This window comes from Streptomyces sp. NPDC006655 (assembly GCF_040703965.1).
Lineage (GTDB): Bacteria > Actinomycetota > Actinomycetes > Streptomycetales > Streptomycetaceae > Streptomyces.
This window is the reverse complement of record NZ_JBEYJU010000003.1, coordinates 127,152-142,881: the sequence shown is the minus strand read 5'-3', so window position 1 is coordinate 142,881 and position 15,730 is coordinate 127,152. Positions and strand designations below refer to the sequence as shown.

Annotated in this window: 13 protein-coding genes; all 13 read left to right on the top strand. The window is 71.1% G+C overall.

Annotated features, from left to right (window positions below; genetic code table 11):
- Positions 1-164 precede the first annotated feature (164 nt).
- The 13 genes from rsmH to AB0958_RS02690 all read left to right on the top strand — a co-directional run bounded on the left by rsmH (position 165) and on the right by AB0958_RS02690 (position 15,655).
- Positions 165-1,121 (top strand): 16S rRNA (cytosine(1402)-N(4))-methyltransferase RsmH, encoded by a 957-nt coding sequence (rsmH, locus tag AB0958_RS02750; RefSeq protein WP_366888474.1) that lies wholly within the window; start codon positions 165-167, stop codon positions 1,119-1,121.
- A 42-nt stretch (positions 1,122-1,163) separates the two neighbouring features.
- Complete coding sequence (locus AB0958_RS02745) at positions 1,164-1,739, top strand: septum formation initiator family protein (protein WP_366888473.1); 576 nt, start codon at positions 1,164-1,166, stop codon at positions 1,737-1,739.
- 5 nt (positions 1,740-1,744) lie between these two features.
- Entirely contained in the window at positions 1,745-3,724 is a 1,980-nt protein-coding gene (locus AB0958_RS02740) for a penicillin-binding protein 2 (protein ID WP_366888472.1), read from the top strand.
- Positions 3,725-3,767: 43 nt separating this feature from the next.
- Complete coding sequence (locus AB0958_RS02735) at positions 3,768-5,432, top strand: UDP-N-acetylmuramoyl-L-alanyl-D-glutamate--2,6-diaminopimelate ligase (RefSeq protein ID WP_366888471.1); 1,665 nt, start codon at positions 3,768-3,770, stop codon at positions 5,430-5,432.
- Between the two features lie 28 nt (positions 5,433-5,460).
- A complete protein-coding gene (gene murF, locus AB0958_RS02730) occupies positions 5,461-6,888 on the top strand; it encodes a UDP-N-acetylmuramoyl-tripeptide--D-alanyl-D-alanine ligase (protein WP_366888470.1) in 1,428 nt (475 codons plus the stop codon).
- Entirely contained in the window at positions 6,888-7,958 is a 1,071-nt protein-coding gene (gene mraY, locus AB0958_RS02725; RefSeq protein WP_132886995.1) for a phospho-N-acetylmuramoyl-pentapeptide-transferase, read from the top strand. Before murF ends, mraY begins: the two co-directional genes overlap by 1 nt.
- Positions 7,940-9,373 carry a UDP-N-acetylmuramoyl-L-alanine--D-glutamate ligase gene (gene murD, locus AB0958_RS02720; protein ID WP_366888469.1) on the top strand — a complete coding sequence of 478 codons (1,434 nt, stop codon included), beginning with the start codon at positions 7,940-7,942 and terminating at the stop codon, positions 9,371-9,373. The genes mraY and murD overlap by 19 nt, the downstream gene beginning before the upstream one ends.
- Before the next feature lie 66 nt (positions 9,374-9,439).
- Positions 9,440-10,795 (top strand): putative lipid II flippase FtsW, encoded by a 1,356-nt coding sequence (gene ftsW, locus AB0958_RS02715; RefSeq protein WP_366888468.1) that lies wholly within the window; start codon positions 9,440-9,442, stop codon positions 10,793-10,795.
- 6 nt (positions 10,796-10,801) lie between these two features.
- A complete protein-coding gene (gene murG / locus AB0958_RS02710) occupies positions 10,802-11,890 on the top strand; it encodes an undecaprenyldiphospho-muramoylpentapeptide beta-N-acetylglucosaminyltransferase (protein WP_366888467.1) in 1,089 nt (362 codons plus the stop codon).
- Between the two features lie 29 nt (positions 11,891-11,919).
- Positions 11,920-12,714 (top strand): FtsQ-type POTRA domain-containing protein, encoded by a 795-nt coding sequence (locus AB0958_RS02705; protein ID WP_366888466.1) that lies wholly within the window; start codon positions 11,920-11,922, stop codon positions 12,712-12,714.
- 279 nt (positions 12,715-12,993) lie between these two features.
- Positions 12,994-14,190, top strand: coding sequence for a cell division protein FtsZ (gene ftsZ, locus AB0958_RS02700; RefSeq protein WP_358975756.1), 1,197 nt, complete (start codon positions 12,994-12,996; stop codon positions 14,188-14,190).
- 10 nt (positions 14,191-14,200) lie between these two features.
- Positions 14,201-14,929, top strand: a complete 729-nt coding sequence (gene pgeF / locus AB0958_RS02695) for a peptidoglycan editing factor PgeF (RefSeq protein ID WP_366888465.1) — start codon at positions 14,201-14,203, stop codon at positions 14,927-14,929.
- A gap of 6 nt (positions 14,930-14,935) precedes the next feature.
- Positions 14,936-15,655, top strand: a complete 720-nt coding sequence (locus AB0958_RS02690) for a YggS family pyridoxal phosphate-dependent enzyme (RefSeq protein WP_366888464.1) — start codon at positions 14,936-14,938, stop codon at positions 15,653-15,655.
- Positions 15,656-15,730: the final 75 nt, after the last annotated feature.

Below are 15,730 nucleotides of genomic sequence, written 5' to 3'. Positions count from 1 at the left end.
GTGGACTAAAGTGACGCGAAGCGGGAGGCGAGGCTCTCCCCGCTGGTGAAATCCCCTGGAGACCCCGGCACGGCGTCCGGGCCGTCTCCCCACGTGCGCGGCGCGCGTACCGAGCGGGCGGGGACCCGGCGGTGCGTCCCCCGCGCCGGAACTGAGAGGCCCTCTTGAGCCAGAGTCGACACGTCCCGGTGATGCTCCAGCGATGTCTGGACCTGCTGGCACCCGCCCTGGAGGCACCGGGCAGCGTGGTGGTCGACTGCACCCTCGGCCTCGGCGGCCACAGCGAGGCGCTGCTGACCCGCTTCCCCGAGGCCCGCCTGGTCGCCCTGGACCGCGACCCGGAGGCGCTGCGCCTGTCCGGTGAGCGGCTCGCCCCCTTCGGCGACCGCGCCACCCTGGTGCACGCCGTCTACGACGAACTGCCCGAGGTGCTCGAACGCCTGCGCGTCCCGCGCGTGCAGGGCGTCCTCTTCGACCTCGGCGTCTCCTCCATGCAGCTCGACGAGGCCGGCCGCGGCTTCGCCTACGCCCAGGACGCCCCGCTGGACATGCGGATGGACCAGACCACCGGCATCAGCGCCGCCGAGGTCCTCAACACCTACCCGGCCGGTGACCTCGTCCGCATCCTCTTCCAGTACGGCGAGGAGAAGCAGGCCAAGCGGATCGTGTCGGCGATCGTCAGGGAGCGGGAGAAGGAGCCGTTCAGCAACAGCGCCCGGCTCGTCGAGCTGATCCGGGACGCGCTGCCGCAGGCCGCCAAGCGCACCGGCGGCAACCCTGCCAAGCGCACCTTCCAGGCGCTGCGCATCGAGGTCAACGGCGAACTGGCGGTACTGGAACGGGCGGTACCGGCCGCCGTCGAGGCCCTCGCGGTCGGCGGACGGATCGCCGTGCTGTCGTACCACTCGCTCGAGGACCGCCTGGTCAAGCAGGTGTTCGCGGCCGGCGCGGCCTCCACCGCGCCGCCCGGCCTTCCGGTGGTGCCCGAGCAGTACCAGCCCCGGCTCAAGCTGCTCACGCGCGGTGCCGAACTTCCCACCGAGGAAGAGGTCGCCGAGAACCGCCGGGCCGCGCCCGCGCGTCTTCGTGGCGCCCAGCGCATCAGGGAGTCCATTGAATGAGCGGCGTGAGCGAGCGGGACTCCCGGACCCTCCGGAGGACACGTGAGTAGGAAACCCGAGCTGAGGGGGCGGGCGGCCCGCCTCGCCCGGATCTTTCCGGCCGGCCGGGGCCCCCGGGCCGCCCGCACCCCGTTCGTGCTGCTCGTCGTCCTGCTCCTCGGCGGTGGGCTGATCGGCCTGCTGGTGCTGAACTCGGCGCTCAGCGAGGGCTCGTTCAAACTCGACGACCTCCAGAAGCAGACCAAGAACCTCACCGACGAGGAACAGGCCCTGCAACGGGACATCGACGCCTACTCGGCCCCCGACGCGCTCCAGCGCCGGGCCCGCGAGCTGGGCATGGTGCCCGGCGGCGACCCGGTCTTCCTCGACCCGGACGGCACGGTGAAGGGGGTCCCGAGCCCCGCCGCCCTGCTCCAGGGTGCCGACGCCGCCCCCGCGCCGCTCGCCCCCGAGGCCCTCGGCACGCAGACCCCCGCCGGCCCCGGCCAGGGCCCGGCCCAGCCGTCCGCGGCCGCGACCGACGCCTCCGTACCGCCCACGGCCGCCGCCTCCGTGCCGGTGACGCCCGGTCCGGCCCCCACGCCCGTGACCACCCCGACCCCGACCTCCGGCAGGTGACGGAAGTGTCCGACAGGGAACCGCGCCGCCGTGTGCCCGGCCCCGCCAAGCCGCCCCGCCCCCGGGACCCCCGCGATCCCAGGGGCGCGGTCCGGCGGCAGCCCGGCCCCGGTGCCCGCCCGGTACGCCGTCCGAGCGCGGCCCGCTCCCCGGCCCAGCGCCCGCTGCGCCTCGGCAGCCCCCGCCCCCGGCTGCGCATGGTCGGCCTCGCCCTGACCCTGGTCATGCTCGTCTTCGTCGGGCGCCTGCTCCAGGTCCAGGCCGTCGACGCCAGCGCCTACGCCGCCAAGGCCGAGCTGAACCGGTACGTCGTGCACACCCTGGCCGCCGAGCGCGGCGGGATCACCGACCGCAACGGCGTGGCGCTGGCGATCAGCGAGGACGCGTACGACATCACCGCCGACCCCACGATGTTCACCGGCAAGCAGCTCAAGGTGGACGACGGCCCCGAGCAGGCCGCCGCGCTGCTCGCCCCCATCCTCGGCAAGAACCAGGCCGCCCTCGTCAAGCTGCTGCGGCCGGAGAACAGGGAACTGCGTTACGTACGGCTGGCCACCCGGCAGACCCCGCAGGTCTGGAAGCAGATCAAGGACCTGAAGGCCGCGCTCGTCACCAAGGCGGCGACCGACAACAACACCGTCAACGTGCTGGCCGGTGTCTTCGCCGACCCCAGCAGCCAGCGGGTGTACCCGAACGGCGATCTGGCCGCCGGGATACTGGGCTGGGTCAACGCCGACGGCAAGGGCGGCGGCGGTATCGAGCAGAAGCTCGACAAGGAGCTGACGGGCAAGGACGGCAAGATCCGCTACGCCCAGTCCGGCGGCCGCGAGGTGCCCACCGTGGCCTCCACCGAGACGCCCGCGGTGCCCGGCACCGACGTGGAGCTCACCATCGACCGCGACATCCAGTGGGCCGCGCAGAACGCCATCACCGACCAGGTCAAGAAGTCCAAGGCGGACCGCGGCTACGTGGTCGTCCAGGACACCCGGACCGGCCAGATCCTGGCCATGGCGAACTCGCCCGGCTTCGACCCGAACGACCTGTCCACGGCCGACGCGGAGGCGATGGGCAACGCGGCCCTCCAGGACGCCTACGAGCCCGGCTCCACCGCCAAGGTCATGTCGATGGCGGCCGTCCTGGAGCGGAACGCCGCGACCCCGCTCACCCACGTGGTGGTGCCCAACCGGCTGCACCGCGGCGACCGGCTCTTCAAGGACGACGTCGACCACGACACCTGGTACCTCACGCTCAACGGCGTGCTCGCCAAGTCCAGCAACATCGGCACCATCCTCGCCGCCGGCCAGCTCGGCAGGACCCAGGCCCAGGCCAACCAGGTCCTCTACTCGTACCTGCGCAAGTTCGGCATCGGCGGCTACTCCGGACTCGGCTTCCCCGGCGAGACCAAGGGCATCCTGGCCGCCCCGGACAAGTGGTCGACGTCCCAGCAGTACACGATCCCTTTCGGCCAGGGCTTCTCCATCAACGCCATGCAGGCGGCCTCCGTCTACTCGACGATCGCCAACGGCGGGGTCCGCGTCGATCCGACCCTGATCCGGGGCACCAAGGGCGCCGACGGCCGCTTCACACCGGCCGCGCAGCCCAGGAAGACCCGTGTGGTCAGCGCGAAGACCGCCAGGACCCTGGCCGAGATGCTGGAGTCGGTCGTCGACGACGAGCAGGGCACCGGTGCCAAGGCGGCCATCCCCGGCTACAACGTGGCCGGCAAGACCGGTACCGCCAACCGAGTGGATCCGGCCACTGGCAGGTACCGCGGCTACACCTCGTCGTTCGCCGGGTTCGCCCCGGCGGACAAGCCCCGGATCACCGTCTACTGCGCCATCCAGAACGCCACCGCCGGCAGCTACTTCGGCGGTCAGATCTGCGGCCCGATCTACAAGCAGGTGATGGAGTTCGCCCTCAAGACCCTCCAGATCCCACCGACCGGCGCCCGGGCGGCGAACCTGCCCGTCGACTACAAGCCCTGACCAGCGCCGCAGCACCGCGCACAGAACCACCAGGAACGAGCCCGTGACAACGATCACCCCCGATCCCGGCAACCACGGCGCCCCGCGCCCCTCACTTCGCCCCGGAGCGGGTGCGCCCGGTACGCTCACCGCCGTGCCACACGCTGATCAGTCCCAAACCACCCAGAAGGGCGCTTCCGTGACCTATCCGGGGCCGCCGCGACCGGTTCAGAACTCCGCCACACCCCTCGCGGAGCTCGCCGGTCAGCTGGGTGCCGCCGTCCCGGACCCGGCCCACGACACCGTGGAGGTCACGGGCATCACCCATGACTCACGCGCGGTGCGCCCCGGTGACCTGTACGCCGCCCTGCCGGGCGCCCGCGCGCACGGCGCCGACTTCGTCACCCAGGCCGCCGGCCTCGGCGCGGTCGCCGTCCTGGTGGACCCGACGGGCGCCGAGCGGGCCGCCGCGACCGGCCTGCCGGTCCTGGTGGTCGACGACCCGCGCGCGCGGATGGGCGAACTGGCGGCCACCATCTACGGCCGGCCGGGCCGCGACCTGCTCCAGATCGGCATCACCGGCACCTCGGGCAAGACCACCACGGCCTACCTGGTCGAGGGCGGCCTGAAGTCGGCCCGCACCACCGGGCTCATCGGCACGGTCGAGATGCGCATCGGCGACGAGCGCATCAAGTCCGAGCGCACCACCCCCGAGGCCACCGACCTCCAGGCGCTGTTCGCCGTCATGCGCGAGCGCGGGGTCGAGGCGGTCGCCATGGAGGTCTCCAGCCACGCCCTGGTCCTCGGCCGGGTCGACGGCTGCGTCTTCGACATCGCCGTCTTCACCAACCTGAGCCCGGAACACATGGAGTTCCACTCCGGCATGGAGGACTACTTCCAGGCCAAGGCGCAGCTGTTCACCCCGAAGCGCAGCAGGCGGGGTGTGGTCAACGTCGACGACGAGTACGGCCGTCGGCTCGCCCGGGAGGCCACCGTCCCGGTGGTCACCTACTCCGCCGAGGGGCACCCGGACGCCGACTGGCGGGCCACCGACGTCCACGTCGGGCCGCTGGACTCCACGTTCACGGTCGTCGGGCCCGAGGGCGTCCGGATCGCCGCCAAGTCGCCGCTGCCGGGCCCCTTCAACGTGGCGAACACCCTCGCCGCGATCGTCGCCCTGGCCGCCGCCGGACTCGAACCGCAGACCGCCGCCGACGGGGTCGCCGCCGTACCGGGCGTGCCGGGCCGGCTGGAGCGCGTGGACGCCGGACAGCCCTACCTCGCGGTCGTCGACTACGCCCACAAGACCGACGCGGTCGAGTCCGTCCTCAGGGCCCTGCGCAAGGTCACCAAGGGCCGGCTGCTCATCGTCCTCGGCTGCGGCGGCGACCGCGACCGGACCAAACGGGCCCCGATGGGCGCCGCCGCGGCCCGGCTCGCCGACACGGCCGTCCTCACCTCTGACAACCCCCGTTCCGAGGACCCCCTCGCCATCCTCGCGACCATGCTCGAAGGCGCCGCCGCGGTGCCCGCCCACGAGCGCGGCGAGGTGCTGCTCTTCGAGGAGCGGGCCGCCGCGATCGAGGCCGCCGTCGCCCGCGCGCACCCCGGCGACACCGTGCTCGTCGCCGGCAAGGGCCACGAGCAGGGCCAGGACATCGCCGGCGTGATCCGTCCCTTCGACGACCGCCAGGTGCTTCGCGAAGCCATCCGGAAAACCCAGGGATGAAAATCCAGAAGACCCAGGGGATGAACTTGTGATCGCCCTCTCCCTCGCCGAGATCGCAGCAGTCGTCGGCGGGCAGACGCACGACATACCGGATCCGTCCGTCCAGGTCACCGGGGAGGTCGTCCGGGACTCCCGGGAGGCCGGACCGGGCAGTCTGTTCGCCGCCTTCGTGGGCGAGCGCGTGGACGGCCACGACTTCGCGGCGCAGGTCGTCGCGCAGGGCGCGGTCGCCGTCCTGGCGTCGCGTCCCGTCGGCGTGCCCGCGATCGTCGTGGACGACGTTCCGACCGCCCTCGGCGCCCTCGCCCGGCATGTCGTACGACGGCTCGGCGCGACCCTCGTGGCCCTCACCGGCTCGGCCGGCAAGACCAGCACCAAGGACCTCATCGCCCAGGTGCTGCGCACCAAGGCGCCGACCGTGTTCACGCCCGGCTCGTTCAACAACGAGATCGGGCTGCCGCTGACCGCCCTGTCCGCCACCGCGCAAACCCGGTTCCTGGTGCTGGAGATGGGCGCCCGCGGCATCGGGCACATTCGCTACCTGACGGATCTGACGCCCCCGCGGATCGGCCTGGTCCTCAACGTCGGCACCGCCCACATCGGCGAGTTCGGCGGCCGGGAGCAGATCGCCCAGGCCAAGGGCGAGTTGGTGGAGGCGCTCCCGTCGGCCGACGACGGCGGGGTCGCGATCCTCAACGCGGACGACCCGTTGGTCCGCGCCATGGCCTCCCGTACCAAGGCGAAGGTGGTCCTTTTCGGAGAGTCGGCCGAAGCGGACGTACGGGCCGAGAACGTACGACTCACGGACACGGGACAGCCCGCGTTCAGCCTTCACACACCCTCCGGTGCAAGCGATGTGACCATGCGCCTGTACGGTGAGCATCACGTGTCGAACGCGCTCGCCGCGGCCGCCGTCGCCCATGAGCTGGGCATGTCCGTGGATGAGATCGCCACCGCGCTCTCCGAGGCGGGCTCCCTCTCCCGCTGGCGTATGGAGGTCACCGAGCGCCCGGACGGCGTGACCATCGTCAACGACGCCTACAACGCCAACCCCGAGTCCATGCGAGCCGCACTGCGCGCGCTCGCGGCCATGGGCACAGCCGCACAGGCAAAGGGGGGACGCACGTGGGCGGTGCTCGGCAAGATGGCCGAGCTCGGGGACGAGGCGCTCGCCGAGCACGACGCGGTCGGACGGCTCGCCGTCCGGCTCAATGTCGGCAAGCTCGTCGCCGTCGGGGGAGTGGAAGCCTCCTGGCTGCAACTGGGCGCATACAACGAGGGTTCGTGGGGTGAGGAGTCGGTGCACGTGTCCGACGCACAGGCGGCTGTCGACCTGTTGCGCAGCGAGTTGCGCCCGGGGGACGTCGTCCTCGTGAAGGCGTCGCGTTCGGTGGGCCTGGAGAGCGTTGCGCAGGCGCTCCTGGAGTCCGGTGCCGAGGGTGTTGATGCCCGATGATGAAGCAGATCCTCTTCTCGGGTGTCATCGGTCTCTTCCTGACGCTGATCGGTACGCCACTGCTGATCAAGCTCCTCGCGCGCAAGGGCTACGGGCAGTACATCCGTGACGACGGCCCGCGCGAGCACGCCAGCAAGCGCGGTACGCCGACGATGGGTGGCATCGCCTTCATCCTGTCGACGGTCGCCGCCTACTTCCTGTCCAAGGTGATCACCGGCTACTCCCCGAGCTACTCGGGTCTGCTGGTGCTCGGCCTGATGTGCGGGATGGGCCTGGTCGGCTTCCTGGACGACTACATCAAGATCGTCAAGCGGCGTTCGCTGGGTCTGCGGGCCAAGGCGAAGATGGCCGGCCAGCTGATCGTCGGCATCTCCTTCGCCGTGCTCTCGCTGCAGTTCCCGGACGCCATCGGCAACACCCCGGCCTCCACCAAGCTGTCCTTCATCACGGACTTCGGCTGGACCATCGGGCCGGTGCTGTTCGTGGTCTGGGCGCTGTTCATGATCCTCGCGATGTCCAACGGCGTGAACCTGACGGACGGTCTGGACGGTCTCGCCACCGGCGCCTCCGTGCTCGTCTTCGGCGCCTACACGTTCATCGGCGTCTGGCAGTTCCAGGAGTCCTGCGCCAACGCGATGACCCTGACCAACCCCAGCGCCTGCTACACGGTCCGCGATCCGCTGGACCTCGCGGTCATCGCCTCCGCGCTGATGGGCTCCTGCCTCGGCTTCCTGTGGTGGAACACCTCGCCGGCCAAGATCTTCATGGGTGACACCGGTTCGCTCGCGCTCGGCGGTGTCCTCACGGGCCTGGCGATCCTGTCCCGCACGGAACTCCTCGTCGCCATCATGGGCGGCCTGTTCGTCCTCATCACCATGTCGGTCGTCATCCAGGTCGGCTCCTTCCGGCTCACCGGAAAGCGCGTCTTCCGGATGGCGCCACTCCAGCACCACTTCGAACTCAAGGGCTGGTCCGAGGTACTTGTGGTGGTCCGTTTCTGGATCATTCAAGGTGTTTGTGTGATCGTCGGACTCGGTCTCTTCTACGCGGGATGGGCAGCGGCCAAGTGACCTCCTCGGTGTCCCCGGAATTCCACGGCAAGCACGTCACCGTCGCCGGACTCGGCGTCTCCGGTGTCCCGGCGGCCAAGGTGCTGCACGCGCGCGGGGCCCTCGTCACGGTCGTCAACGACGGTGACGACGACCGCGCGCGCGAGCAGGCCGCCGAACTGGAGGCGCTGGGCGTCACGGTACGGCTCGGCGACGGGGCGACCCTGCCGGCGGGCACCGAACTGATCGTCACCGCGCCCGGCTGGAAGCCCGACAAGCCGCTGTTCCTCGCGGCCGCCGAGGCGGGAGTGCCCGTCTGGGGCGACGTCGAGCTGGCCTGGCGGCTGCGGGGGCCCGACGCGGCCCCCTGGCTGGCCGTCACCGGCACCAACGGCAAGACCACCACCGTCCAGATGCTGGCGTCGATCCTGAGGGCCGCGGGCCTGCGCACGGCCGCCGTCGGCAACATCGGTGTCTCGCTGCTCGACGCGGTCCTCGGCGACGAGCGGTACGACGTCCTCGCCGTGGAGCTGTCGAGCTACCAGCTGCACTGGGCGCCCTCCCTGCGCGCCCATTCGGCGGCCGTGCTGAACCTCGCGCCCGACCACCTCGACTGGCACGGCTCCATGGAGGCCTACGCCGCCGACAAGGGCCGCATCTACGAGGGCAACCGGGTCGCCTGCGTCTACAACGTCGCGGACAAGCTCACCGAGGACCTGGTCCGGGAGGCCGACGTCGAGGAGGGCTGCCGGGCGATCGGCTTCACCCTCGGCACCCCCGGGCCGTCCCAACTCGGCGTCGTGGACGGCATCCTGGTGGATCGCGCCTTCGTCGAGAACCGGCACAAGAACGCCCAGGAGCTGGCCGAGGTCTCCGACGTCAACCCGCCGGCCCCGCACAACGTCGCCAACGCCCTTGCCGCGGCGGCCCTCGCGCGCGCCTTCGGGGTGCCCGCCACGGCCGTCCGCGACGGACTGCGGAGCTTCACCCCGGACGCCCACCGCATCGCGCACGTCGCCGACGTGGACGGGGTCGCGTACGTCGACGACTCGAAGGCCACCAACACCCACGCGGCAGAAGCCTCGTTGGCGTCATATGAGTCGATCGTATGGATTGCGGGCGGTCTGGCGAAGGGCGCGACCTTCGACGAACTGGTCGCCAAGTCGGCAAAGCGACTTCGCGGTGTGGTGCTCATCGGCGCCGACCGCACCCTCATCCGGGACGCCCTCGCGCGACACGCGCCGGAAGTACCCGTCGTCGACCTCGACCGGACCGACACTGGGGCGATGCTCGCGGCGGTCCAGGAGGCCCGGCGGCTGGCGGTCGAGGGCGACACGGTGCTCCTCGCCCCCGCCTGTGCCTCCATGGACATGTTCGCCAACTACAACCAGCGCGGTGACGCGTTCGCTCAGGCCGTTCGCGAACTCGGCGCCTGACCCGGCCGCCTGCCGGGCGACCTTGGGAGGGACGCGTGCGACGCTCGACGTTCAGCGGAGGCGTTGATGCCCGGTAGCCGCACCGGCCGGCCGCCCGTGCAGCGAGCGGCACGCGGCCCCGCCGCGCCCCGGACGGCCCGCGAGAACCCGCTGCGGCGGTTCCACACCCGTGCCCACCGGGCCTGGGACCGGCCGCTGACCGCGTACTACCTGATCCTCGGCGGCAGCCTGCTGATCATCGTGCTGGGCCTGGTGATGGTCTACTCGGCCTCCCAGATCACCGCGCTGCAGATGTCCCTGCCGGGATCGTTCTTCTTCCGCAAACAGTTCCTGGCCGCCTGCATCGGCGGTGTGCTGCTGCTCCTCGCGTCCCGGATGCCGGTGAAGCTGCACCGGGCGCTCGCCTATCCGATCCTCGCCGGCGCCGTCTTCATGATGGCGCTGGTGCAGGTGCCGGGCATAGGGATGTCGGTCAACGGCAACCAGAACTGGATCTCGCTGGGCGGCTCCTTCCAGATCCAGCCCAGTGAGTTCGGCAAGCTCGCCCTGGTGCTGTGGGGCGCCGACCTGATGGCGCGCAAACAGGAGAAGCGGCTGTTGAGCCAGTGGAAACACATGCTGGTGCCGCTGGTCCCGGTCACCTTCCTGCTGCTCGGGCTGATCATGCTCGGCGGCGACATGGGCACCGCGATCATCCTGACCGCCATCCTGTTCGGCGTGCTGTGGCTGGCGGGGGCGCCGACCCGCCTGTTCGCGGGCGTGCTGTCGATCGCGGGCGTGCTCGGCGTGATCCTGATCAAGACCAGCCCCAACCGGATGGCCCGGCTCGCCTGCATCGGCGCCACCGAGCCGAAGACCGGGGTCGCCGACTGCTGGCAGGCGGTGCACGGCATCTACGCCCTGGCCAGCGGCGGGCTCTTCGGCTCCGGACTCGGCGCGAGTGTGGAAAAATGGGGACAACTGCCAGAAGCCCACACGGACTTCATCTTCGCTGTCACCGGTGAGGAACTGGGTCTGGCGGGCACGCTGTCGGTACTGGCCCTCTTCGCGGCTCTAGGCTATGCGGGTATCCGCGTGGCCGGACGCACGGAGGACCCCTTCGTGAGGTATGCCGCGGGAGGCGTGACCACATGGATCCTCGCCCAGGCGGTGATCAACATCGGTGCGGTGCTCGGCCTGCTGCCGATCGCCGGCGTCCCGCTCCCGCTGTTCTCCTACGGAGGCTCCGCCCTGCTGCCGACCATGTTCGCCATCGGGCTGCTGATCGCCTTCGCGCGCGACGAGCCCGCTGCGCGGGCGGCGCTTGCGATGCGGCAACCTCGCTTTGGTAGAAAGCGGGGGGCCGGGGGTCCTCGCGGACCTCGGAGATGGAAAACGATGCGACGGCGCGCCTCGGCGGCGCGCACGTCCGGAGAGCGGTGAATTTCGGTGCATGTCGTACTCGCTGGTGGGGGGACCGCCGGCCACATCGAGCCCGCGCTCGCCCTCGCGGACGCCCTGCGCAGGCAGGACCCCACCGTGGGGATCACGGCCCTGGGCACGGAACGCGGACTGGAGACCAGGCTCGTCCCGGAACGCGGCTACGAGCTCGCCCTGATCCCGGCGGTGCCGCTGCCCCGCAAGCCCACCCCCGAACTGATCACCGTGCCCGGCCGGCTGCGCGGCACCATCAAGGCCGCCGAGCAGGTCCTGGAGCGCACCAAGGCGGACTGCGTGGTCGGCTTCGGCGGGTACGTCGCCCTGCCCGGCTATCTCGCCGCCAAGCGCCTCGGGGTGCCGATCGTGATCCACGAGGCCAACGCCCGCCCCGGCCTCGCCAACAAGATCGGCTCCCGGTACGCCGCCAGGGTCGCCGTCTCCACGCCGGACAGCAAGCTGCGTGACGCCCGCTACATCGGCATCCCGCTGCGCCGCTCCATCTCCGTCCTGGACCGCGCCGCCGTCCGCCCCGAGGCCCGTCACCGCTTCGGCCTCGACCCCAACCTGCCCACGCTCCTCGTCTCCGGAGGCTCCCAGGGCGCCCGGCGACTCAACGAGGTCATCCAGCAGGTCGCGCCGTGGCTCCAGCAGGCGGGCATCCAGATCCTGCACGCGGTCGGCCCGAAGAACGAGCTGCCACAGGTGCACCAGATGCCGGGAATGCCCCCGTACATCCCGGTAAGTTACCTGGATCGGATGGACCTCGCGTACGCCGCGGCCGACATGATGCTCTGCCGCGCGGGCGCGATGACCGTCGCCGAACTCTCCGCCGTCGGGCTCCCGGCCGCGTACGTCCCGCTGCCCATCGGCAACGGCGAACAGCGGCTGAACGCCCAGCCGGTGGTCAAGGCGGGCGGCGGTCTGCTGGTCGACGACGCGGAACTCACCCCGGAGTGGGTGCAGCAGAACGTGCTGCCCGTCCTCGCCGACCCGCACCGGCTCTACGAGATGTCCCGCGCGGCGAGCGAGTTCGGCCGGCGGGACGCCGACGACCTGCTCGTCGGCATGGTGTACGAGGCGATCGCCTCAAGCCGGTAGGACCGTATGACGAAAGGCGAGTGAGCAGCGTGGCCGGATCGACCACCGCCGAGCGCGGTGAACGCCAGCAGGAGTCGTCCGGCCCGCCGCCCGCCCGGCTGTTGCGGAAGCGCCACCTTCGTATGATCGTCATCTCGGCCGCGCTCCTGCTGTTCCTCGGCGGCGGCTCCCTCTGGCTGTTGTACGGCTCCTCGTGGCTACGGGTCCGGCATGTCTCCGTCTCCGGCACGGCCGTTCTGACGCCGGAGCAGGTCCGCGAGGCCGCCGCCGTCCCCGTCGGGGCGCCGATGGTCTCCGTCGACACGGACGCCATCGAGGCCCGGCTGCGCCGAAAGCTGCCCCGGATCGACGAGGTTGACGTCGTCCGTTCCTGGCCGCACGGCATCGGGCTGAAAGTGACGGAGCGAACTCCGGTGCTGCTCATCGCAAAGGGTGGGATGTTCACGGAAGTGGACAAGAAGGGCGTCCGTTTCGCCACGGTGTCACAGGCGCCGGAAGGGGCTCCGGCGCTGGAGCTGAGTCCCGCCCGGTCGGGCTCGACCACCGCGAGCCTGCGCCGCTTCGGCACCGACCGGCTGGTGCGGGAGGCGGTCGCGATCGCGGGTGACGTCCCGGCAGCCGTCCGCAGGGACACCCAGACCCTCAAGGTCCGTTCCTACGACGACATCTCGCTGCTGCTGACCGGTGGCCGGACCGTGCGGTGGGGCAGTGCCGAGAACGGTGCCGCCAAGGCGCGCACGCTCACCGCACTCATGAAAGCAGCTTCCGGCGCACGGCACTTCGACGTCAGCGTTCCCACCGCCCCTGCGTCATCAGCGAGTTGACGCACATCAGCGCAGGCCAGCACCCTGGTTGGGCACTGCTACGGCTGATCACATAGGGTGAAAAGAAAAACGGGAGGTTCGGCGTGTTCGTTGAACGGGCGCCACTTGTCGACTTAGTGTCCTGTTCAGAAGACTCCAGGGAACAGACACACTGGTAACCCTAAACTTCAGGGTTAGGGTTCGGGTCGGCGCTACGGACCGTCCCATTCGGCATCCGCCGTCCCGCGCGGGACACCGCACGGAGACGGCAACGTTAATTCGAGGCGAGAGGCCTTCGACGTGGCAGCACCGCAGAACTACCTCGCAGTCATCAAGGTCATCGGTGTCGGCGGCGGTGGTGTCAATGCCATCAACCGGATGATCGAGGTCGGCCTCAAGGGCGTCGAGTTCATCGCCATCAACACCGACGCACAGGCGCTGTTGATGAGCGACGCCGACGTCAAGCTCGACGTCGGCCGTGAACTCACCCGCGGACTCGGCGCCGGCGCCAACCCGGCCGTCGGGCGCAAGGCCGCGGAGGACCACCGCGAGGAGATCGAGGAGGTCCTCAAGGGGGCCGACATGGTCTTCGTGACGGCCGGTGAAGGCGGCGGCACCGGCACCGGCGGCGCGCCCGTCGTGGCCAACATCGCGCGCAACCTCGGCGCCCTCACCATCGGCGTGGTCACCCGCCCCTTCACCTTCGAGGGCCGGCGCCGCGCCAACCAGGCCGAGGACGGCATCGCCGAACTCCGCGAAGAGGTCGACACCCTCATCGTCATCCCGAACGACCGGCTGCTGTCCATCTCGGACCGCCAGGTCTCGGTGCTCGACGCCTTCAAGTCGGCCGACCAGGTCCTGCTCTCCGGTGTCCAGGGCATCACCGACCTCATCACCACCCCCGGCCTGATCAACCTCGACTTCGCCGACGTCAAGTCGGTCATGTCCGAGGCCGGTTCGGCCCTCATGGGCATCGGTTCGGCCCGCGGCGACGACCGCGCGGTGGCCGCCGCCGAGATGGCGATCTCCTCGCCGCTCCTGGAGGCCTCCATCGACGGCGCCCGGGGCGTGCTGCTCTCCATCTCCGGAGGCTCCGACCTCGGCCTGTTCGAGATCAACGAGGCCGCCCAGCTGGTCAGCGAGGCCGCGCACCCCGAGGCCAACATCATCTTCGGCGCGGTCATCGACGACGCCCTCGGCGACGAGGTCCGCGTCACCGTGATCGCGGCCGGCTTCGACGGCGGCCAGCCCCCGGCCCGCCGGGACAACGTCCTCGGCTCGTCCTCGGCTTCCGCCCGCCGCGAGGAGCCCGCGCCGGCCCGCCGGGAGCCCGAGCGCCCCTCCTTCGGCTCGCTCGGCAGCGTGACCCCCAAGGAGGAGCCGGAGCCGGCGCCCGAGCCGGTGGCCGAGATCCCGGTCGCCCCGCCGGTCCCGCCGTCGCGCTCCTACACGGACAGCGCGGCCGAGGAACTGGACGTGCCGGACTTCCTCAAGTGATCCTTACGACGTGACAGGACAGCGTGAGACCGTGAGCGGCGCGCACTTCGCCTTCACCGACAGGTGGGGCGGGGTGAGCGCCGCTCCGTACGAGGAGCTCAACCTGGGCGGGGCGGTCGGCGACGACCCGGAGGCGGTACGGACCAACCGGGAGACCGCCGCCAAGTCGCTCGGCCTGGACCCCGGCCGGGTGGTCTGGATGAACCAGGTCCACGGGAACGACGTGGCGGTCGTGGACGAGCCGTGGGGAGAGCGGCCGGTGCCCGAGGTCGACGCGATCGTCACCGCGCGCCGGGGCCTCGCCCTCGCCGTCCTCACCGCCGACTGCACGCCGGTGCTGCTCGCCGACCCGGTCGCGGGGATCGCGGCCGCCGCCCACGCGGGCCGGCCCGGGATGGTCGCCGGGGTCGTGCCCGCCGCCGTCCGCGCGATGACCGAGCTCGGCGCCGACCCCGCCCGCATCGTCGCCCGCACCGGCCCGGCCGTCTGCGGCCGGTGCTACGAGGTGCCGGAGACCATGCGCGCCGAGGTGGCCGCCGTCGAGCCGGCGGCGCACGCCGAGACCAGTTGGGGCACTCCCGCGGTCGACGTGAGCGCCGGAGTGCACGCACAGCTGGTGCGCGCGGGGGTGCGCGACCGAGCGCAGTCGCCGGTGTGCACGCTGGAGTCGGTGGATCACTTCTCGTACCGCCGCGACCGCACCACCGGGCGGCTCGCGGGCTATGTGTGGCTGGACTGATGGGGCATGACGGACCGTAGGTGTGAACTCGCCGGGAATCTGGCGAAAGTGGAGGAGCGCATCGCCGCCGCCTGTGCGGCGGCCGGGCGCAAGCGGGAGGAGGTGACCCTGATCGTGGTCACCAAGACCTACCCCGCGAGCGATGTGCGGATCCTGTCGGAGCTCGGGGTGCGCCACGTCGCCGAGAACCGCGACCAGGACGCGGCCCCCAAGGCCGCCCAGTGCGCGGATCTGCCCCTGAGTTGGCACTTCGTCGGTCAACTCCAGACGAACAAGGTGCGATCCGTGGTGGGTTATGCGGATCTCGTGCAGTCCGTGGACCGTTCCAGGCTCGTGGACGCGCTGTCCAAGGAGGCGGTGCGGGCCGGGCGCGAGGTGGGATGCCTGCTCCAGGTCGCGCTCGACGCGGGTGCGAGCGGCAGGGGGGAGCGCGGTGGCGTGGCGCCGGGCGGAATCGAAGAGTTGGCCGACCAGGTCGCCGCCTCGCCGGGACTGCGGCTCGCCGGACTGATGACCGTCGCTCCGCTGACCGGGGAGTACGCGGGACGGCAACGGGCGGCGTTCGAGCGGTTGATGGATTTGTCGACTGACCTGCGCCGGGCCCATCCGGCTGCGAACATGGTGTCCGCAGGGATGAGTGCGGACCTTGAGGACGCCGTGGCGGCCGGAGCGACACATGTACGCGTCGGCACCGCGGTACTCGGAGTCCGCCTCAGGCTCGGGTAACGTCGCCAGGAAGTCGGACCACAGCAGAAAATATGGTCAATGTCGCCCAAAGTGGGCGCAACGGCCTCGTGGATC